At 34.2% G+C, this 21036-nt stretch carries 25 protein-coding genes; 21 read left to right on the top strand and 4 right to left on the bottom strand.

Annotated elements, in window-relative coordinates; translation table 11 throughout:
- Nucleotides 1–14: 14 nt before the first annotated feature.
- On the top strand, nucleotides 15–452 hold the full coding sequence (locus HUE88_RS02680; protein ID WP_194370819.1) for a YchJ family protein: 438 nt from the start codon (nucleotides 15–17) through the stop codon (nucleotides 450–452).
- Nucleotides 453–526: 74 nt separating this feature from the next.
- Here the strand turns inward: HUE88_RS02680 and HUE88_RS02675 are convergent, their stop codons facing one another.
- Both HUE88_RS02675 and HUE88_RS02670 read right to left on the bottom strand, forming a co-directional pair.
- Nucleotides 527–1210: a hypothetical protein gene (locus HUE88_RS02675; protein ID WP_194370817.1), complete on the bottom strand. Its 684-nt coding sequence runs from the start codon at nucleotides 1208–1210 to the stop codon at nucleotides 527–529.
- Nucleotide 1211: 1 nt separating this feature from the next.
- Nucleotides 1212–1460 (bottom strand): hypothetical protein, encoded by a 249-nt coding sequence (locus HUE88_RS02670; RefSeq protein ID WP_194370815.1) that lies wholly within the window; start codon nucleotides 1458–1460, stop codon nucleotides 1212–1214.
- An 89-nt stretch (nucleotides 1461–1549) separates the two neighbouring features.
- Between HUE88_RS02670 and HUE88_RS14140 the strand changes: the two genes are divergently transcribed.
- From HUE88_RS14140 to HUE88_RS02645, 6 genes are all read left to right on the top strand, one after another.
- Nucleotides 1550–1630 carry an SEC-C metal-binding domain-containing protein gene (locus HUE88_RS14140; RefSeq protein ID WP_194372489.1) on the top strand — a complete coding sequence of 27 codons (81 nt, stop codon included), beginning with the start codon at nucleotides 1550–1552 and terminating at the stop codon, nucleotides 1628–1630.
- 27 nt (nucleotides 1631–1657) lie between these two features.
- A complete protein-coding gene (locus tag HUE88_RS13800) occupies nucleotides 1658–2707 on the top strand; it encodes a TIGR03546 family protein (RefSeq protein WP_229860133.1) in 1050 nt (349 codons plus the stop codon).
- Entirely contained in the window at nucleotides 2664–3863 is a 1200-nt protein-coding gene (locus HUE88_RS13795; RefSeq protein ID WP_229860132.1) for a hypothetical protein, read from the top strand. Before HUE88_RS13800 ends, HUE88_RS13795 begins: the two co-directional genes overlap by 44 nt.
- Before the next feature lie 113 nt (nucleotides 3864–3976).
- Entirely contained in the window at nucleotides 3977–4951 is a 975-nt protein-coding gene (locus HUE88_RS02655; protein ID WP_194370813.1) for a hypothetical protein, read from the top strand.
- A 157-nt stretch (nucleotides 4952–5108) separates the two neighbouring features.
- Entirely contained in the window at nucleotides 5109–5288 is a 180-nt protein-coding gene (locus HUE88_RS02650; protein ID WP_194370811.1) for a hypothetical protein, read from the top strand.
- Nucleotides 5282–5575, top strand: coding sequence for a type II toxin-antitoxin system RelE/ParE family toxin (locus HUE88_RS02645; RefSeq protein WP_194370809.1), 294 nt, complete (start codon nucleotides 5282–5284; stop codon nucleotides 5573–5575). Before HUE88_RS02650 ends, HUE88_RS02645 begins: the two co-directional genes overlap by 7 nt.
- Before the next feature lie 50 nt (nucleotides 5576–5625).
- Here HUE88_RS02645 and HUE88_RS02640 read toward each other — a convergent pair whose 3' ends face one another.
- Nucleotides 5626–6045: a GNAT family N-acetyltransferase gene (locus HUE88_RS02640; RefSeq protein ID WP_194370807.1), complete on the bottom strand. Its 420-nt coding sequence runs from the start codon at nucleotides 6043–6045 to the stop codon at nucleotides 5626–5628.
- A gap of 62 nt (nucleotides 6046–6107) precedes the next feature.
- On the opposite strand from HUE88_RS02640, the gene HUE88_RS02635 reads away from it, so the two are divergent.
- From HUE88_RS02635 to HUE88_RS02615, 5 genes are all read left to right on the top strand, one after another.
- A complete protein-coding gene (locus HUE88_RS02635; RefSeq protein ID WP_194370805.1) occupies nucleotides 6108–7607 on the top strand; it encodes an FAD-dependent oxidoreductase in 1500 nt (499 codons plus the stop codon).
- A gap of 95 nt (nucleotides 7608–7702) precedes the next feature.
- Entirely contained in the window at nucleotides 7703–9307 is a 1605-nt protein-coding gene (locus HUE88_RS02630) for an ABC-F family ATP-binding cassette domain-containing protein (protein WP_194370803.1), read from the top strand.
- On the top strand, nucleotides 9294–10154 hold the full coding sequence (locus HUE88_RS02625; protein WP_194370794.1) for a DUF5718 family protein: 861 nt from the start codon (nucleotides 9294–9296) through the stop codon (nucleotides 10152–10154). The genes HUE88_RS02630 and HUE88_RS02625 overlap by 14 nt, the downstream gene beginning before the upstream one ends.
- A gap of 1 nt (nucleotide 10155) precedes the next feature.
- Nucleotides 10156–10371 carry a DUF1653 domain-containing protein gene (locus HUE88_RS02620; protein WP_194370792.1) on the top strand — a complete coding sequence of 72 codons (216 nt, stop codon included), beginning with the start codon at nucleotides 10156–10158 and terminating at the stop codon, nucleotides 10369–10371.
- A complete protein-coding gene (locus tag HUE88_RS02615; protein WP_194370790.1) occupies nucleotides 10364–10708 on the top strand; it encodes a translation initiation factor in 345 nt (114 codons plus the stop codon). Before HUE88_RS02620 ends, HUE88_RS02615 begins: the two co-directional genes overlap by 8 nt.
- Here the strand turns inward: HUE88_RS02615 and HUE88_RS02610 are convergent.
- Nucleotides 10705–11991, bottom strand: a complete 1287-nt coding sequence (locus tag HUE88_RS02610; protein ID WP_194370788.1) for a diguanylate cyclase — start codon at nucleotides 11989–11991, stop codon at nucleotides 10705–10707. The two genes, HUE88_RS02615 and HUE88_RS02610, sit on opposite strands and share 4 nt — an antisense overlap.
- Before the next feature lie 133 nt (nucleotides 11992–12124).
- Here HUE88_RS02610 and HUE88_RS02605 point away from each other — a divergent pair, with 133 nt between their 5' ends.
- From HUE88_RS02605 to HUE88_RS02565, 9 genes are all read left to right on the top strand, one after another.
- Nucleotides 12125–12793: a Crp/Fnr family transcriptional regulator gene (locus tag HUE88_RS02605; RefSeq protein ID WP_194370785.1), complete on the top strand. Its 669-nt coding sequence runs from the start codon at nucleotides 12125–12127 to the stop codon at nucleotides 12791–12793.
- Nucleotides 12790–13800 (top strand): type IV pili methyl-accepting chemotaxis transducer N-terminal domain-containing protein, encoded by a 1011-nt coding sequence (locus tag HUE88_RS02600; protein ID WP_194370783.1) that lies wholly within the window; start codon nucleotides 12790–12792, stop codon nucleotides 13798–13800. Before HUE88_RS02605 ends, HUE88_RS02600 begins: the two co-directional genes overlap by 4 nt.
- A gap of 159 nt (nucleotides 13801–13959) precedes the next feature.
- Nucleotides 13960–16803 carry a nitrate reductase catalytic subunit NapA gene (gene napA / locus HUE88_RS02595; protein WP_194370781.1) on the top strand — a complete coding sequence of 948 codons (2844 nt, stop codon included), beginning with the start codon at nucleotides 13960–13962 and terminating at the stop codon, nucleotides 16801–16803.
- 16 nt (nucleotides 16804–16819) lie between these two features.
- Complete coding sequence (gene napG / locus HUE88_RS02590; protein ID WP_194370779.1) at nucleotides 16820–17608, top strand: ferredoxin-type protein NapG; 789 nt, start codon at nucleotides 16820–16822, stop codon at nucleotides 17606–17608.
- On the top strand, nucleotides 17608–18435 hold the full coding sequence (napH, locus tag HUE88_RS02585) for a quinol dehydrogenase ferredoxin subunit NapH (RefSeq protein WP_194370777.1): 828 nt from the start codon (nucleotides 17608–17610) through the stop codon (nucleotides 18433–18435). The genes napG and napH overlap by 1 nt, the downstream gene beginning before the upstream one ends.
- A 1-nt stretch (nucleotide 18436) precedes the next feature.
- Entirely contained in the window at nucleotides 18437–19138 is a 702-nt protein-coding gene (locus HUE88_RS02580; protein WP_194370775.1) for a nitrate reductase cytochrome c-type subunit, read from the top strand.
- Complete coding sequence (locus HUE88_RS02575) at nucleotides 19139–19624, top strand: ferredoxin-type protein NapF (RefSeq protein WP_194370773.1); 486 nt, start codon at nucleotides 19139–19141, stop codon at nucleotides 19622–19624.
- Nucleotides 19624–20598 carry a WD40 repeat domain-containing protein gene (locus tag HUE88_RS02570; RefSeq protein ID WP_194370771.1) on the top strand — a complete coding sequence of 325 codons (975 nt, stop codon included), beginning with the start codon at nucleotides 19624–19626 and terminating at the stop codon, nucleotides 20596–20598. The genes HUE88_RS02575 and HUE88_RS02570 overlap by 1 nt, the downstream gene beginning before the upstream one ends.
- The gene (locus tag HUE88_RS02565) at nucleotides 20588–21031 is read left to right on the top strand and encodes a PAS domain-containing protein (protein WP_194370769.1); all 444 of its coding nucleotides are present in this window, start codon (nucleotides 20588–20590) and stop codon (nucleotides 21029–21031) included. Before HUE88_RS02570 ends, HUE88_RS02565 begins: the two co-directional genes overlap by 11 nt.
- The last annotated feature ends 5 nt before the right edge of the window (nucleotides 21032–21036 follow it).

The following is a 21036-nucleotide window of genomic DNA, read 5'->3' as shown; positions in this document are numbered from 1 at the left end:
AAAATGGAAAACTTATGAGCTGTATATGTGGGAATAAAAAAGATTATAATGAGTGTTGTGGAGCAATTATAAATTCTAAAACAAAAGCAAACTCTGCTGAGGAGTTAATGCGAAGCAGATATAGTGCTTATGTAAAGGGAGATAGTGCTTATCTTTTAAAAACAGCCCTCAAAGAGAATCTACATGTAGATGATGCAAAACTGATAGAAGAGTTTAGCAACTCTGTCGAGTGGCTAAAACTTGATGTTCTACATGTAGAAAAAAATATAGTTGAATTTAAGGCTTATTACAAAGAAAATGAAAAGATTAATGTACTACATGAGAAGAGTAACTTTATTTTCAAAGATGACATGTGGTTATACGTTGATGGTGAACTTTTTAACTCTAAAATTGAACGAAATGAAAGTTGTCCGTGTGGAAGCGGGAAGAAATTTAAAAAGTGTTGTGCTTAGATTTTTTAATTGACCATTAAAGAGACTGCATTGTTTATACAGTCTCAAAATAAAAAAAAATAGTTTAACTTGTTTTAGTTTTTTTTGAAAGAAAGCATCTTCCCTTTAGGTATAGTCTTTTTTGATCCTAACACAGTTGTGTATTTATACATTCCCGTACCCCTAGCCACTCCAATATATGATGAACCTTCACTATACTTATCTTTTAGTAATTCTAATAAGAAAACACCATTATCTGATGAAAATAATGCCGTATCTTTATCTAACCTTTGTGTTAAAGTTGCATTGAATGCAAAACATTCATTTTCATTGTAATATGGATCAGCTTTTTCAAACATTAAAGCTCTTTTCCCAACAAGTAGTTCTTTAGAAGTAGTTGTTGAAATCGTGTCGCAGCCTTGAAGCATTGCCATCATAAATATTTCTTTTGGACAATTTACTCCATCTACAGTAAAAATTTGTTGACACATATTCTTCAAATTACCTGAATAGTCTATTCGGAAAGGTTTATCTTTATAGCAGCTAACATCAAGCTTTTGCGTCAGTTTCTTCTTGTATTTTTTATCAGTATCTAGCTTCTTAACAATTTCTAGCATAGGTAAAGGCTCATTTGCCACGAATTCCACCATACAAAATGATCTATCTAAAGGATTACCTGCCTTAATAAAACCAGTAAATTGAAGTACTTTTTCTTCAACAGATAGTTCTGCATATAAGAAGGATATAAGCAGTATATGTAAGATTAATATCTTTTTCATATTATTCTCCTATCACTTTACTAAATAAATGCTTTAATACTTTATGAGTATTGCTACCATTAGCTGGATACATATTTCCTGTTATCTCTTGATACAATCTTTTTGCAGTATCTTTTGCCTCTCGGTCTTGTTTTAACGATTTTAATTCCCCTTGATTGTCGCATTGCTTTAAATCTGGATATTCATCTGAATCTCCCTTTGTGAGTACAAACTTGCCCCCTTCATTATCTTGAATATATAATCCAACCATTTTTTTCTTCCTTAAAATTAATTTAATAGTATTCTAACACCCCCCCCCCATTCAACATAGCTTAATTTTACTCGTATTTTTCCTTCTAAATCATCTCTAAAGTACAGAGAAATGAAAGTTGTCCATGTGGAAGTGGGAAGAAATTTAAAAAGTGTTGTGCTACAATATAAAATCAAAAAAAACCAACAGGAATAGACATGTATAAAACAATCAAAAAACTATTTAAAGCATTAAACTCTTCAGGCAAATCTTGGCAAATATCAGGAGCCATTGTTTTAGCAATGTTTTCAGGGTTTTTACCATCTTCTACGCTAATACTATTATTTATCCTTTTCATATCTCTAGTATTAAATATAAACTTTAGTCTATTTTTAGTATTTACTTTAATTTTTAGTGGTGTTGGATATTTGTTTGACCCTCTTTTTGAGTCTATTGGTTACAGCATCTTAACAAGTGAAGGTTTAAACTCAATCTTTACTGACATGTATAATTCTACAATCTGGAAATGGTCTGCTTTTAACTACACTTTAGTTACTGGTGCATTAGTTGTTTCTTTAATCTTAGTAGTGCCTATGATGATGATTTTAAACAAGCTTATAACTCTTTACAGAGTGCAAATAGGACAAAAGCTAAATGAATGGAAGTTTACAAAGTGGATGGGTGTTTTTAATGAAGAAGCCCAAAATACATCTATTTTTCGCTGGTGGGGAATTGGTGTTTTTAAAGTTTCTGTTATTTTAATCGCTATTATTTTTGTTTTTTTATTTGACCCACTTGTAAAAAGTACAATGGAAAAAGAGCTTTCTCGTGCTCTTGAAACTCAAGTAAATATCAAAAGTTTTTCTTCTGACTTTTTCAATCTACATGTAGAGATATCAGGGATAGAAATTGCAGATAAAGACAAACTAACACACAATTTAGTTCAGCTAAACAAGATTGATTTTGACCTTGGTTTTTCTGCACTTATTCAAAAAAAAGCATTTATTGAGACTCTACATGTAGATGCTCTGTCTTTTGATGAAAAAAGAGCAAGTGCAGCTAAAGCATACTCTGAAAGTTCTTCTTCAAAAACAACTAAAGAGCAAAGTGATAAACAAGAAAAATCATCTGACATGTCAAACCCTTTTACCATGCCTAATGTTGATGACATCTTGGCAAAAGAAAAACTACAGTCAATTGAAGAGGCGAAAGCATTTAAGGCTGATGTTGAAGAAACAAAAGTGGAGCAAAATATCTGCCGAGCTTAAAGACTCAAATGAAGTTGAAGATATTAAACGAGATGCCTCACAACTTCAAGATGTTTTAAAAAGTAAAGATTTTACCAAAATATTGACCGCGAAAAAAGATTTAGACAAACTAAAATCAAAAATCAAAAACTTGAAAGCTAAGTATAAAAACTTGCAAAAAGATTTTAACGCTGACCAAAAAAGAATCCAAAAAAATGCAACTGCTCTTAAAGACTTGCCAAAACAAGATATTTCAAGACTAAAACAAAAGTATTCTCTAGATGCTAATGGTGGAGCTAATATAGTTGGTGCACTTATAAATGATGAAGTTGGAGGACATATACAAACAGCGTTAAAATACTATGAAATACTCAAACCATATATGAAATCAAGCGAAGAAACAGAAATAGAAGGACAAGTGCCACCTCGCGGTCAAGGAAGATGGATTAAGTTTGCAAATTTCTCAAATACACCTAGTGTAGTGATACAAAATGCAAAAATAGGTTTAAAACTAAAGAGCGACAACCTTGAGATAACTATGAAAGATTTTTCAACAAACCAAAAAATGTACACGAAACCTATGGTTATACATGTAGATGCAAAAAGTGCAAACTACAAAAATATAATTGCCGATGTAATTGACAACAGAATGGGTGATTTAGCGAAAACAAGTTTCGACATAAAAGTATCTGAATATAAAGTAGACAAGTTAGATATGCAAGCATTGAGTATGGATAATATCTCTTTAAACGCTACAACGAACGGTCTGATAAAAGATATGAATATAGATGCTACTTCAAAGGTTAATGTAACAAAAGTTCAACTAAAAATGGCTTCCCAAAAACTTGTTAATGAGCTTTTATCGGAGATTTCAAGTTTTAAAATAGATATTGCACTAGATGGAGATATACAAAAACCATCTATAAAAGTCGCAAGTGACTTAGACAAACAACTATCAAAAGGCTTATCTTCAGTAGCAACAAAAACAGCCAAAGAGTTTGAGAAGAAACTAACTGCTGGTGTGATGAGCAAAGCAACAGGCTCAACTTCTGGGGTTAGTACAGACATAGGAGACATAAGCTCACTTTTAAACTCTAAGCAAAACTCTTTAGATGGAATTAACACAAGCTCTAAGTCATCTGGTGGTGCGGATGGACTTATTAAGAAGTTTTTTTAAATAGTAGAGATTTAACCTCAGGTGCGTAGTTATCGGGGTGTAGTTAATTTTTAATATATGAATATTGTTTGCTATAATGTTTACTTAATAAATAGTTGAATTATGTAGCTTTTATGAGATATATGACAATTGGATTCAGTTTTATTTTTGGTGTTTCATTTTTGTTTTTTGGAATAATGAATGGATTTGCTTTAGCATTAGAAGGTAATTACAATCTAGCGATTAGAGCATCTTGGATTAATTTTCTCATAGGAATTTTTCTTACAATTGCTGGATATACTATGTACAAAAACACTAATGATAACAGCAATGAGAAAGAGCATATAGATTCAATAGACAAACAGAATGTTGAACCAATAACGAAAATAAAAAAATATATATGGTATATCATAAGTGGTTTTTGGCTGAGCATACCTACTGTTGGGTTTAGTATATACATTATTCTTGCAGATATACAACACTTAGTGTTATTATCACTTCTTCCTGTCATAATTGGGCTACCTTGGAGTATTCCAGCTGCACTTATAATGCTTGGTGCTGGATTAGGTCATGGTGGGAGTGAAGCAATAAAGATGTTTTTCTTTCTCCTTAGTGCTTTTTGGATATTTATAACTGTATCTATTAATGGTGCTAATATTTATTTACTTGTAAAAAATGAAAAGAAAAAAGAGCAACCTGAAATTGAAAATGTAAAAAGTGAAAGGGTAAAGAAAATCTATCAAATACCTTCTTTATATATTATTACTTCTATTATAGTTATTATTACCTTGATTTCTTTTTTTATTATTAGAAGTAAGCAAGTTAAAGAAGGTCGTTTAATTCATCATCATCTTATTAATTGTGGTGAAGATGAAATTGTCACAAGAAAGGCATCCTCTACTAAACTCTATCTTGGGAATAAAGTGATGGGAGGGATTCATCAAGCAAATTATTTTTATCTCGGTGAGCTTAAAGATAATAAAGTTACTCTTATAGCTAGTAACAATAACCTCTTCACAAGGGGAATAAAATGTATAGAAAGCACACCTAAATATGATTTAGTTGTACCAAATAAATATTTCAAAGATTCTGTTTTGAGCTTTAAATAATTACAGTTATTTAACATCTACCTTTACACTTACAGAATAAACCTCAGGGGTTGAATTTCCACCTTACCAAAGAATGAATAATGGTAGCAATAAAAACTTAAGTGCTTTTCACTTAAGTTTTGCTATAATTTATTCATAATTCAATTAAGGCTTAATCATGACTGCACCAATCATTATGGCAAAAAACATCATAAACTCACTACCTACAGACACTTCATATGATGAAATCATAAAAGAACTTGCTTTTGATAGAATGATAAAAAAAGGTTTAGAAGATTCTGAAAATGGAAAAACTATTTCAAGTAAAGAAATGGAACATAGAATCAAACAATGGTAACTATCAACTGGACTGATGAAGCCAGTTTTTGGTTAAAAGACATCCATGACTATATTGCACAAGACAATCCTAAAATAGCTAAAAAAGTTGTAAATGAAATTTTTACAAAAACTCAAATTTTATCTACATTCCCAAAAGTTGGTTATGCATACGAAAATGATTCAAATAACGAAGTTAGAATCTTGCTTTATGGACATTATAGAATTGCTTATCTTATCAAAGATACTGAGACCATTGATATTCTAGGTGTATTTCATGGAGCTTTAGCGATAGAAAGATATTTATAAACACACTCTAGAGGTGTTACATGTAACACCAAAACAACTAAAAAGTTTGTTCAGTAAGTTTTTTTAAAAAAAACAAAGCTTTTTTTACTAAAGCCATTTGCTTCGTAAAAACAATGCGCATCCTCTTTTTCAAAACTTGAAGATAAAACTATATTCTTGCACATCCCCATCTTTGCATAATCTAGCAAATATTCAAGCATCATTTTTCCATACCCACTATTTCTGTACTTTACATCTGTTACCAAATCATAAACATACAGGTGTCTTTTATGGTAGAGGTTAGTAGAAACGGCAACACCTGCGTAGGTGATTAGCTCTTCCCCATCCATAATCCCTATCATTTTATACTCCATATCTCTCATGTCATAAATCAAGTCTTCAAACTCTTTATATGACAACTTTGTTCTAAGTTGAGATACAACTTCATAGGCGGTGAAAAGCTCTTTTAAATCTAGTTCTCTTATTTGCATGCGGGCATTTTATAATAAGTTTGTTACAATTGCGACAATTATATTTAAAATTAGGAATTATTATGGCAATAAAGAACTTTGAAGTTATTATCGTAGGTGCTGGCGTTTCCGGGACAGCATTAGCATACGAGATTGCAAGATATACTGACATTAAGTCTGTTGGTATAATTGAGAAGTATGGAGATATAGCAACTTTAAACTCTAGTCCAAAAGGAAATTCTCAAACAATGCATGTTGGGGATATTGAAACTAACTATACTCTGGAAAAAGCGGCAGTTACAAAACGTACTGCAAAGATGGTTGAGAGATACTGCCTTCAACACCATTATCAAAATGAGATAATATTTTCACACCAAAAAATGGCTTTGGGTGTTGGGGAAAAAGAGGTTGAGTTTTTACTTCACCGCTACGAAGAGTTCTCTGAGCTATTCCCATATTTAGAGGTATGGAGCAAAGAGAGATTAAAAGAGCTTGAGCCTCGTGTTGTTTTTGATAAAGATGGAAATGAGAGAAAAGAAAATATTGTTGCTATTGGTACAAAAGATCAGTGGACGACCGTTGATTTTGGAAAACTATCAAAGTCATTTATAGAAAATGCCAAACATGAATCAGATGTTGATGTTGAACTATTTTTAAATACTCAAGTTCTAGACATAGAAAAAAGTAAAAAACGTGGTTATGTTGTTAAAACTGCTAACGATACTTACTATGCAGATTTTGTTGTTGTAGATGCCGGAGCACACTCTTTGTTTTTAGCACACAGAATGGGCTTTGGTTTAGAACTAGGTTGTTTACCGGTTGCGGGCAGTTTTTATATGACTGAACAAAAGCTCTTAAATGGAAAAGTATACATGGTTCAAAATCCGAAACTCCCATTTGCAGCTCTTCATGGTGACCCAGATGTACTTGCCGATGGAAACACCCGTTTTGGACCAACTGCTTTGGTTCTGCCAAAACTAGAGCGTTACAAAAGCGGAACATACATGGACTTCTGGAAAACTCTTAGATTTGACACAAAAATTGCTACAGCATTGTGGAAACTTCTAAAAGAGAGTGATATCCGTAACTATCTTTTTAGAAATTTTCTTTATGAGATTCCATTTTTCAATAAGTATCTATTTTTAAGAGATGCTAGAAAAATTGTACCTGGGCTTAAGCTTGATGAATTCAACTATGCTCCTGGTTTTGGTGGTGTTCGTCCACAAGTTTTAGATAAAGAGCAACAAAAATTGATGCTAGGTGAGGCTTCTATCTTTACGGGAGAGGGTCTAATTTTCAACATGACGCCATCTCCGGGTGCAACTTCATGTTTAGGCAATGCGGAGAGAGATTTAAAATATATTTGTAAATACATTGGTAAAAACTTTGATGAAGAAAAATTTAATGATGAGCTTACAGAGGGTGAGTACTGTGCACTTCCAGAGCCTATTGCATCTCAAAAAGCTATTGTTAACCTTATTCGTGCAGAGATTGCAAGAACAGATGAAAAATATTTTAAAAATATGAATAAAAATAAACCAGAAGATAGTTTCTGGGACAAACCGCATAGTAAACTGAAATAATAACTAGTTATTAAATCAAGCTTTAAACTACTTTCAGCTATAATCGCGAAAATTAATAGGTACAGCCAATTGTACCTAAGCGAGAGATAAAAATCATGGTAACTGTACAAAATTTAACAATGCGTTATGGCAATAGAGTCTTGTTTGAAAATATAAATCTAAAGCTTGATCGTCATAAAAGATATGGTCTTATCGGTGCTAACGGCGCTGGAAAAACAACTTTTCTAAAAATCCTGTGTGGACAAATAAATGAGTATGACGGTGAAGTAATAATCCCAAAAACTAATAAAGTCGGTGTTCTCGGGCAAAATCAATATGCCTTTGAAGAGTTTACTATTATGGATGCTGTTTTATACGGCAATAAAAGACTTTATGATGCAATAAAAGAAAAAGAGATTATCTATGCAACTGGTGATTTTGAAGATGATGCTGTAAATGACCGTCTTGCAGAGTTAGAAGTTATTTGTGTAGAAGAAGATCCTACTTATGAGTACGATGTAAATATTGCAAAGATACTTGAAAATGTTGGTATCCCTGCAAATCAGCATAACGACCTTATGTCAACTCTTGATAGTGCTGACAAATTTAAAGTTCTTTTAGCTCAAGTTTTATACCCAAAACCTGATGTACTATTCCTCGATGAGCCTACCAACAATCAAGATATTGAAACGATTACATGGTTGGAAAACGAGCTTCAAAGACATGAGGGAACTATGGTTGTTATCTCTCACGATAGACACTTCTTAAATGCCGTTGTTACAAATATATTAGATGTAGATTACCAAAAGATTCGTGAATTTACAGGTAACTTCAACGACTGGTATATAGCTGCAAATGTTATTTCTAAGCAAAATGAACTTAACAACGCTAAACAAGAGAAAGAGAAAGAACAACTTGAAGCTTTCGTTAGAAGATTTAGTGCAAATGCTTCTAAGGCAAAACAAGCAACTTCAAGACAAAAACAACTTGACAAACTTGTAATTGACGATATCAAACCATCCTCAAGAAGAGACCCAAGCATTGTTTTTAAGGCAAAAAGAGCAATGGGTGACGAAGCACTTAACATTACAAACATCAATCACTCTTTTGGAGACAATCAAGTTTTAAAAGATATAAGTCTTAAATTTATTCCAGATGAAAAAGTTGCACTAATCGGACCAAATGGTGTTGGAAAAACAACTCTTATGAAAATTATGATGGAAGAGATGAAACCGACTTCCGGCGAAATTCACTGGGGTGCTACAATCGAGAATAGTTACTTTCCACAAGATACGGCAGACATTATTAAAGGTGATGGTACTCTTTATGATTGGTTAAAATCGTTTAATCCTAAAGGAGATATGGCAGAGGTTAGAAACTGTCTTGGCCGTATGCTTTTTAATGGCGAACAGCAAGAGAAATCTGTTGTAAGTATCTCCGGTGGTGAAAAACACAGAATGATGCTTAGTAAGATGATGTTAGAGGGTGGAAACTTTGTACTTCTAGATGAGCCTTCAAATCACCTTGACCTTGAGGCTATCGTAGCACTTGGTGAAGCTCTTTACAACTTCAAAGGAAATGTTATCTGTGTATCTCATGACCGTGAGCTACTGGACGCTTTTGCTAACCGCATAATCGAGCTACATGCTGATGGAAGTTATACAGATTTCAAAGGTACTTATGAAGAGTTTGTTGAGGCCAAAGCAAGTGGACACTTATAGAGATTTTTTAGGGCTGGGAATTGCAGGTAACTTTGCACTTCACCTGGCTCAAGCCGGCGAACTAGAAGATTTTAAAGATATTATAACAGCCGATGAAGCAGCCCCAAAAGGGATGTTCCCTTTTTATCTCCCTCTACATGTAGAGAATGAGGCCCTTGTGTCATCCTTTAAGGCAAAAGCCATTTTAAAAACCTACCCTCTCTCAAGTACTACCATTAAACTTCCAAACAAAGATGTAAATGTTCAGGCTGAACCTGAAGTTGGACTTACATGTAGACTTGAATATATAAACAACAAACTCTCTAAAATCATCCCTACGCACTTTGGAGCCTATAACGACTGCTCTATCAGAGTAGCAGGTGCCAGTAAGATTAGTGATAAAAAAAACTGGGGTGAAGCATCTAAAGGGATTAGTGACAACTTAATTGCCATTGACAAATTTAGCGCTGGCGGAGTTATGGACAACTACTCAATATGCAGCTTTTTAAGAAGAGATGGTGAAGTTCACTCGTATGGCGAGGATGTAGAACTAACCGGTTATAGCTACTTTTATGAGAAACTTCTTGACTGGATGATAAATCAGATAAACACTCAAGAAGATTTTGGACCGCTAGAAAATTTAAGTGAATATATCTCTACATGTAACAATCCCAAAGAGGCGATTATCAGCATAGGGGCGACTAGATATACACCTTACGGGGAGAGTACATTTTTAAAATCTTCCGATGAAGTTATAATAGTTGTATACAACGCTAAAAACATCTCACATGCAGAGGTTCTTCAAAGTGTAAAAAACAGTTCTTATGACACCGACAACATGAGTGTATTAGCTCAAAAAGTTTTGTAGTATGAAGACAGGAATCTATGAACATTACAAGGGTAACCGCTATGAAGTCATAGATACACTAAGACATAGTGAGACAGAGGAGCTTATGGTCCTTTACCGCGCGATGTACGGCGATGAAACTCTGTGGGCAAGACCATATACTATGTTTTTTGAAGAAGTTGAAGTTAACAATACATTAGTTCCTAGATTTAGATATATAGGCAGCGAAAATGTCTAGAGGCAAAAAACTCGATATCTTTATAGGTGCAGATATTGATGATGGGTGGGCAGAGATTCAATCATCAAGAAAAACGACTGTCTCAGATGAAATTTTAGACCCCTCAAAGCACTTCTTAATTTTTAAAAAAGAGAAGCGTCGTGGCAAAACCGTTACACTCGTCGGTGAGTTCCATCTCCCTTTAAATGATTCCGAAGCAATTCTGAAAATTTTGAAGAAAAAACTTGGCTGCGGTGGAGCTTTTAAAGATGGGTGGATGGAGTTTCAAGGAGAATTAAAAGATAAGCTTAGAGCTCTACTCATAGCAGAAAAGTTCAGGTTTAAGAGTGGACACTAAGCAATAAACTCTTTTTTCCCATCTTCTTTTTTCTCTTCACTCTTTACCTTGGCAGTTTTTGCTTCACTTACATTTGTAGTTATATTATAACGGTCTCTTCCGCTGTCTTTTGCTTTATATAGCATCTCATCAGCACGAGACAAAAGTATCTCATCATTTAATGCTTCATCAGCGATACAGCAAACAACACCGATAGAGATGGTGACAAACTCATTGACTTTAGAGCCTGAGTGTTTGATTTCTCTTCCTCTAACAGAGTTGCAGATATCTCTAGCCAACTTTGCACTATTGGATTCATCTGTCTCAGTGAGTAATATTCCGAACTCCTCTCCGCCAAGTCTAAATACAAAATCTCCGGGTCTTTTTAGTATATCTTGCAATACTTTTGCAACACTCTTAAGAGCAAAATCTCCCTCAATATGCCCATAAGTGTCATTATACTGCTTAAAGAAGTCAATATCCAACATCATAAAAGTTATATATGTGTTACTTCTCTTTGCTCTCTTTAACTCTCTGTCATAAACTAGATTAAAATATCTTCTGTTGTAAAGATTTGTTAATGAGTCTGTATATGAGACATTTTCCAGTTTTTTATTTGCTATCTTCAATCTCTTTGTTGCCACCTCTAATGCTGTCTGATCTTTTTGAATACTTTTAAAGACATAATATGATATCAGCATAACTCCCAAGATTACAACTGCCAGTATAAAACCAACTTGCACGAGTAAATAATCATAAACATCTATAAATTTCTTTCTCTCATACTTGGCGACACTCACTTCATAAGCAATGAGTTTATTAACTACTTTGTTGATATGTGAGATTTTTTTCTCTAAACTTACTATAGATATCTCTTTAATATCGTGACCATCAGACAAAGCTTTTATTATTTTATAAAAATATTTATTCGTCGCCTTGATTTCCAGTGCTGTATACTCAACATAGTCAAGCTCTTTGTCTCTTTTAAAGTGAGATTCATACTTTTCCCACTCTCTGCTAATGTTTTTTACTGAAAGTTGAATCTTTGATTCAACTTCGCTAGGGGTAATCTCAGAATTTTTAGCCCTGTATATTGTATTTGCCAAACCTGAATGATATATTTGTAAGATTGAATTAAGTTCTATAACAGGGACTAAAGAACCAAAGTATAAGGCATCTAAGTTTTTTTTCATTGAATTAAGATTTATTGTACCCATGATACCGATAAAGAACAGACCAACTGCTATAAGTACAAATATAAAAAAAAGTTTACTTTTAAGCTTTAATGCTTCTATAAAATTCATTTTTCTCCCTGTTAAACATCAATTAACCAAAGCAAACACTATGCCAAATATAGAAATTTAATTTAAATTGATGGTAGAATACGTAAAAGTTAATCTATTGAACAAAAATAGTCATAAATACAAAGTATAAATTATGAATGAAAAACAATATCATATAAGACAACTATCTTTTTTTGCTTCACTTGATAGTGATATGTTAAATATAATTGATAGCATCTCAACGGTAGTTAAGTACCCAAAAAAATCAATACTCTATTATGAGAATGACACTAATAATAAAATATTTTTTTTAGTCTCAGGACTTTTAAAAGTTTATAAAATAGATAAGTTTGAGAATGAAATCTTTCTTTACAATATACATAAAAACTCTCTTATTTCAGAACTAACCACTCTAGACAATAATATAATTCACTGTTTTTCCAATGCTGAATTTATGGAAGACAGTACTATACTTGAAGTTGATTTTTTAGAGTTTAAAACACAGTTCTTATCTAAAAACATACTAAACAGTGAGTTCATAAATGAGATACTCTCAAAAACTCAGCAACTTCACTGTGTTGTAAACAGGGAGTTGGTATTTGATGCAACTGCAAAAGTTGCTTTTACCCTGTGTGATGATTTGGAAATGTTTAACACACTTAAAAGGACTGAAGTCTCTTTTATGTTACATATTCAACCGGAGACACTATCTAGAGTTTTAAAAAAATTAAAAAGAAGTTCTATCATTAATATTGAAAACTCAATCGTCACTATTCTTGATAAAAAGTTACTTCAGAATATATATAATGGTGGATTATCATGAAAAAAACTACAAAAATGAGCACAAAAATCAAGCTCTTAGGCGCGATGCTAACAATGCTAATGATCAGCGTAATAGCAACGACAATATACCTAAACCAGCAAAATACAAAAGACGCTCTAGTAGTAAATATTGTTGGAAAACAAAGAATGTTGACTCAAAAAATTGCTAAAAATGTTTTTTATATATATCATAGTTCAAATAAAGATTTTATTGAGTTAGATTCCGCTGCTGCTGAGTTTATTAATGGTCTCAAAATTTTAAAATACGGGGACAAAGATAAAGAGATATCAGCAGTTGATACATATAGTATTTTGACACAACTTAATAGTGTAAATAAACTTTGGGATGACTTTTATGAAAACATTCAAAAGTTTAAACTTCTAAGTAGTTCAAAGTTAAACACAAGTAAAGAGCTAGAAGAAGTGGTTAAATCTATATATAACCAAAATACCATACTGCTTGAGAGTGTAGATAAACTTGTAACACTATACACAAACCATAGTGAAGAAAAATCTGACTTTATAAAAACTTTTCAATACTTATCAGCCTTTACATTTTTCATTTTGCTTTTATATTCACTTATACAACTTAGAGCCATGGAGTCACATGTAGACTCTTTTATACAACACTCCAAAACACTGATTAATAATGAAAACATATCCAAGATTACACCAATAAAAATTAAACCTGAAAGCGAAAGTGAAATAGTTGAAGTTGGGGGTACTATTAATTGCTTTATTCAAAAAATAAACTCTGCCATAGAGCATTCCGACGAAGCTCTGAGACAATCACAATACGCATCTTCCAAACTAGAGGAGCTAACAGATGAGTTTGATACTATAATAAATGAACTGCAAGACAATTCATTGGCATCCAAACACCTCAATAATAGTGAAGATATTGTTATAGAATCAACAGAAGTTTTAATAAACTCAACACATAAACTTTCAAACCTAAAAAAAGAGTTAGAGAAACTTACTAAAAGTTGCCAAATAGTTAAACCATAAATATCCCCATAAATCAGCCTCATTTTTCAATATATAAAATATAACTTAATTTAAAAGACTAAGATTTTGACACAAGTCAAGTGCATTAAAAAAAAACTGTGCTATACTTCTTCTTGTTAATCTATACATAACAAAAAATATTATCTAACAGGAGAGAATATGACACTTTCTAGAAGAGAATTTCTTAAAAGTTCAGCGGCGGCATCTGCGGCAGCGGCAATTGGTATGAGTGTACCGGCAGACCTACAAGCAGCAGCAGCTCAAGCTGAAGGCGACTGGAGATGGGACAAGGCAGCTTGTCGTTTCTGTGGTACGGGTTGTGGTATTATGATGGCTACTAAAAATGGTAAGATTGTAGCTGTTAAAGGTGACCCTGCGGCACCGGTTAATCGTGGTCTAAACTGTATTAAGGGTTACTTTAATGCAAAGATTATGTACGGTGCCGACAGGCTAACCAAGCCATTACTTAGAATGGATGCAAATGGCAACTTTGACAAAAAAGGTAAATTTGCACCTATATCTTGGGAAAGAGCTTTTGATGAGATGGCGATAAACATCAAAAAAGCACTTAAGCATGGTGGACCTGAAGGAATTGGTATTTTCGCCTCTGGTCAATATACTATTATGGAAGGTTATGCAGCTCAAAAAATGATGAAAGCAGGTTTTAGATCAAACGCTATTGATCCAAATGCACGTCACTGTATGGCATCAGCTGTTGTTGGTTTTTACCAAACATTTGGTGTTGATGAACCTTCTGGCTGTTATGATGATATTGAACTAACTGATACAATAGTTACATGGGGTTCAAATATGGCAGAGATGCACCCTATTTTATGGTCTCGTGTAACTGATAGAAAACTTTCAGACCCTGAGAGAGTAAAAGTTATAAGTATTCAAACTTATACCCACAGAACTTCAGATTTGGCTGATACGGAAATCATATTCTCTCCAAATACTGATATAGCTCTATGGAACTACATTGCAAGAGAAATTGTAATGAGAGATGAAGCTGAAGGTATTATAGACTGGGATTTTGTTAAGAAACATATGGTATTTGCTGCTGGTCCGGTAAATATCGGTTACGGTATGAGAAGAGCCGGTGAAAAATCTATGTCTCCTGTCAATGCTGATGGTAGTGCTGGTCAATATTCTGCTTTAGAGATGCAAACAATCAATAAAGAGATGAAAACAACTGTTTCTGATAAAGAGGGACCAGCACTAGAGCCTTTTGGTTATAAAGCTGGTGACACTATGAATCATACTGCTGGTACATTAGGTCACTGGGAAATCTCTTTTGAAGAGTATAAGAAATCTTTAGAACCATATACACTGGAATATACTGCAACTATTACAAAAGGCAATCCCGATGAGTCTCTTGATAGCTTCAAAGCAAAACTTCAAGAGTTAGCTAACTTGTATATTGAAAAGGGACGAAAAGTAGTATCTTTTTGGACAATGGGTATGAACCAACATACACGTGGTACTTGGGTTAATACACTTGCTTACAATGTTCACTTTTTATTAAATAAACAAGCTAATCCTGGTGAGGGAGCATTTAGTTTAACAGGCCAGCCTTCTGCATGTGGAACGGCGCGTGAAGTTGGTACGTTTACACATAGACTTCCAGCAGATATGATGGTTGCAAATCCTGCTCACAGAAAAATAGCAGAAGAGAAATGGATGGTTCCAAATGGGACACTAAATGGTGTTGGAAAACAACATATTATGAAAATCCACCGTGATATCCAAGATGGCTTAATTAAATTTGCTTGGGTAAATGTTTGTAATCCTTATCAAGATTCAGGATCTGCAACTCACTGGTTAAAAGCAGCGCGTGAAATGGATAACTTTATAGTTACATCTGATGGGTATCCGGGTATATCCGCAAAAGTATCTGACCTTATCCTTCCAACGGCTATGATTTATGAAAAATGGGGAGCATACGGAAATGCTGAACGCCGTACTCAACACTGGAGACAGCAAGTACTTCCGGTTGGCGATGCAATGTCTGATACTTGGCAATGGGTTGAACTCTCAAAGAGATTTACAGTTAAAGATTTATGGGGTGCGCAGGCACCATCTGGTCCGAGAAAAGATGCGCTTCCTAGTGTTATAGAGCAAGCAAAGGCTATGGGTTACAGCGAAGATACAACAATGTTTGATATTTTATTTGCAAATAAAGTTGCTAAAACTTATAAACTTGACCAAAACGACCCAATTCAAAAAGGGTATGACAATACTGAGGGTTACGGAGACAGCAGAAATGTTGTTGGCTCAGATGGAAAAGTATTTAAAGGTTATGGCTTCTTCATCCAAAAATATCTTTGGGAAGAGTATGCTGCATTTACACGTGGGCATGGACATGACCTAGCACCATTTGACATGTACCATAAAGTTCGTGGTCTTAAATGGCCTGTTGTTGACGGTAAAGAGACAGCATGGAGATTTAATGCTAAATATGACCCATATGCAGCAAAAGCAACTAAAGAGAGTGGTAACTCACATGCATTCTATGGAACTATTGCAAAGGCACTTCAAAGTGGTACTCTAGGTGGGAAAGATAAAGATTCTGAGAAAAAATCACTCGCTAATAAAGCCAAGATTTTTGCTCGTCCGTACATGGATCCTCCAGAAATGCCGGATGCAGAGTATGATATTTGGTTAAATACGGGGCGTGTGTTAGAACACTGGCATTCAGGAACTATGACTATGCGTGTTCCTGAACTATATCGTGCAGTTCCAGAAGCACTATGTTATATGCACCCTAGCGATGCAAAAAATAAAGATCTTACTCAAGGTGGCTTGTGCTGGATTGAGTCTCGACGTGGCAAAGTTAAAGCCAGAGTTGAAACTCGTGGTAGAAACAGACCGCCAAAAGGCTTAGTATTTGTACCTTGGTTTGATGAAAAAGTATTTATCAACAAAGTTTGTTTAGATGCGACGTGTCCAATGTCAAAACAGACAGACTTTAAAAAATGTGCTGTAAAAATCTACAAAGCATAAAAGGTTATACTAAAAAATGAAAACTGAACTAGTAAGCGATAGAAGAAAATTTATCCTCAATATAGCAAGGAGTGCTGGTATAACAGCACTTGGTGGTTTTATTTGGAGTGCATATGTTGACGAAGTTACAGCTTCACAACTTTTACTCCGCCCACCTGGAGCCATAAAAGAAGATGATTTTCTTAAAACATGTATAAAGTGTGGGCTATGCGTTTTAGCTTGTCCGTACGATACGCTATTGCTTGCTAAACCAGGTGACAATAAACCTCTAGGAACTCCATATTTTATCCCTAGAGATATACCTTGTTATATGTGCACAGATATTCCATGTGTCCCTGTATGTCCTACGGGAGCCCTTGATGAATCTAGTGTTACAACAGATGCAAAACTCGATATAAACGTGGCTGATATGGGTCTAGCTATTATTGACAGTGAGAGCTGTATAGCATTTTGGGGCATCCAATGTGATGCTTGTTATAGAGCTTGTCCTTTACTGGGCGAGGCTATATCAATTAAATATGAAAAGAATGAGAGAACTGGTAAGCATGCCTTTATGAAGCCGGTTGTTCATGCTAATATCTGTACTGGTTGTGGTTTATGTGAAAGAGCCTGTGTTACAGAAAAAGCATCTATATTTATACTTCCAAGAGAGGTCGCTCAAGGTAAAGCCGGTGATTACTATATCAAAGGTTGGGACAAAGATGATGAAAAACGTTTAGAAAACGCAATGGAAATCAAAACGAAAACTGAGATAAGCAAAGAGAGTGCTATTGATTCTTTAAATAGCAAAGAGGAGTTGTACTAATGGCTACGCTATGGAATAACTACCGATATCTGTTTTTTAGAAGATTTACACAAATAAGTATATTAGTTTTATATTTTTCGGCTAATGCTTGGGGATGGAGTATCTTAAAGGGTAACCTTAGTTCATCTCTTGTTTTAAATACCGTTCCTTTAAGTGATCCATATGCAGCACTACAAATGCTTGCAGCAGGTGCTATTTTAAGCATAGACTTACTTATTGGTGTATTTATAGTTGCTATATTTTATCTACTTATTGGCGGTCGCGTCTTTTGTAGCTGGGTCTGTCCTGTGAATATAGTTACAGATGCAGCAGCACTGCTTAGAAGAAAGCTTGGTGTAGATGATATTTCAAGAAGACAACCAGCTTCGCGAAATATGCGATACTGGGTTTTAGCATTAAGCTTGATTATCTCAGCTGCTATGGGCATTACAGCCTTTGAATTTATATCACCAATATCTATGCTTCATAGAGGTATAGTGTTTGGTTTAGGTTTTGGTTGGGCAGCAATGCTCATAATATTTCTTTTTGACTTATTCGTCTTAAAGAATGGTTGGTGCGGACATGTATGTCCTCTTGGTGGATTCTATTCACTGTTAGGCAATTTTAGTCTAATAAGAGTGAGTCATTCAGAAGAGAATTGTACTTTATGTATGAAGTGTAAAACTGTTTGCCCTGAGCACCAAGTACTACATATGGTTGGCAAAGAGAGTTTATCTGTACTATCAGGTGAATGTACAAATTGTGCTAGATGTATTGAAGTGTGTGATGATGACGCTCTTAATTTTTCAATACGAAAACTAGCAAAAAATAAAACAACGGGAGAATAAGATGAAAACAATAAGAAACATAACGATTGGTTTAGTTGCTACTACACTACTGATAGTTGGTTGTGCAGATAAAGCCACTCCAGCAGGTGATACTAAAACAGTTAAAGCTGTAACTGAGGAGTCTTTAGGTCTTAGAAAGACTGATATTTACAGCGAGGAGAGCACTGCCGCTTCAAAAACTGAGTACAGGACAGAGATGGCCGGCGCAAGTGCTAAAATCACAAGAGCATTTCAGGATGCTCCACCAATGATTCCCCATGGCACTGATGGGATGTTGCCTATTAAAATATCTGATAACCAGTGTACAGGCTGTCACATGCCGGATGTTGCAAGTTCTATGGGCGCTACGCCAATTCCTGTATCGCACTTTACGGACTTTAGACCTAAACACGGTGTTGTAGATGGTGTATTCAAAAAAGCAGTGGACAACTACAAAAATGAAGTTGCGATTAAAAAAACAGATAAACTTCAGGGTTCAAGATTTAATTGTACTCTGTGTCATGCTCCTCAATCTCAAGGTAATTTAGCGGTTGAAAACACTTTCGAAGCTAAGTATACCTCAAAAGATGGTGCGAACTTATCTACATGGAGTGGTTCTAATCTAACTGATGGTTTAAATACCATTAAAGATGGTGAGAACTTTGTAACTGAATCAGATATTGCAAACAAAGATTCTGCTGCCGGTTATTTAAACGAGCATTAAATGAACAAAAGAAGAGAGCTTTTTAGCTCTCTTGTTTCTTCTTTAAATACAAAGAACAAGCAAGAGAAGCTTATAAGACCGCCTTACTTTGGTGATGAATCTCTTTTTCATAATGAGTGTAGCAAATGTGACGCAAAATGCGCCACTGTTTGTGAAGAAGAAATAATAAAAATTGCAGATGACAGAACTCCATACTTAAACTTCTCTTTGAGCGGATGTACCTACTGTGATGAGTGTGCAAAAGCTTGTGAGTTTGGAGTTCTACATGTAGAAGATAAAAAGCCAATTAATATACATGTAACTATTAATAAAAGTACATGTCTTAGTTGGAATCATACTATGTGTTTTTCTTGCAAAGACCCATGTTTAGACAACGCCATAGATTTCAAGGCAATGTTTATGCCTGAAATTAATTCAAATTGTACATCTTGTGGATTTTGTATAAGTAAATGTCCGACAAATGCTATAGATATAAAGGTGCGGTAGTGAATAAAATCATACTTATAGGTATTTTGCTGACATCTCTGTTTGGAGCAGACATAAAACAGCCTATTGGACACTTTATCTCCAGTGGCAATGTTGTTGATTTGGTATATAAAGAGGGCAAAGTTTACAGTGGCACAGATGCTGGGACGGTTGATATATTTGATTTTAAAAGTAAAAAACTTCTAAAGCAAATAAAACTAGAGCAGATAAAAGATTTTATAGGTGATGATGTTGATTCTAAAGTTTTTTCTGTTGATATTATTGATGATAAAATACTTATTCTTTCACAAACAAAACAAGGGTACAGAAGAGTCCATATTCATCAAAACAACAAAACAGAGCTTTTAATTGATTTTTCAAAAGCTCTCACTATTGCAAAAGCTAAGTTTTTAAATAAAAGCACAATTTTATTGGGACTCCTTAGTAGTGAACTTATTTCATATGATATGACAACTGCTAAGCAAAACTGGTCCATTCAAGTAAGTGGCGCTAAGTTCTCTGACTTTTGTTTAAACGAAGAGAAGAGTGAAGTAGTAGTTGCAGATGAGAGCGGTAATCTAAAGATGCACAGCACAAAAAATGGCAAATTTATAAGAGTTCTGGAGGGACAAAATCTAGATAATGTTTTTCAGGTTGATTATAAAAATAAAATTATCGCTACAGCAGGTCAAGATAGAAGGGTTGTAATATATGATGTACAATCAAACCTGGCATACTATAAACAGTCAAATTTTTTAGTGTACAGTGTTGGTCTGTCACCAAGTGGCAACAGAGTGGCTTATGCCAGTGATGAAAACAACAATGTAACTCTATTTGACACTACGACTAAATCTACGTTAGGGATATTTGGCGGAAATAAAATCACACTATCAAATATTGTGTTTATAGACGAGAATAGTTTTTTAGTCTCCAGTAATGACAAAATCATTAATCTATACAGTGTAAATAAATCAGGAGCAAGAGATGGATTATAACAAAAGTGAATTTTTAATAGAGACGGAAGTTCCCCAAGATGAGCTTATTATTTCAAGAACAGATTTAAATGGATTTATTACTTATGCTAATGACGTATTTTGCAAGATTAGTGGCTATAAGCTTGAAGAGCTTATAGGAAAATCTCACAATATTGTCAGGCACCCTGATATGCCAAGTGCTATTTTCAAAGATTTATGGGAGACGATTAAAAGTAAAAAACAGTGGACCGGTGTTGTAAAGAACATGCGTAAAGATGGCGGTTACTACTGGGTTGAAGCAATTGTTTCCGGTGTTTATAATGATGGAGTTTTAGTTGAATACAAATCACTAAGAACTCCTATAAGCCACGCTGAAAAATTAAAACATCAGAAGTTATATGATAAAATTCGCCAAGAAAACGGCGAAAAAATAAGAAAAATAACATATCAATAAATAAT

This window comes from Candidatus Sulfurimonas baltica, from assembly GCF_015265455.1.
Taxonomy (GTDB): Bacteria; Campylobacterota; Campylobacteria; order Campylobacterales; family Sulfurimonadaceae; genus Sulfurimonas; species Sulfurimonas baltica.
This window is presented reverse-complemented; position numbering and strand designations above follow the sequence as displayed.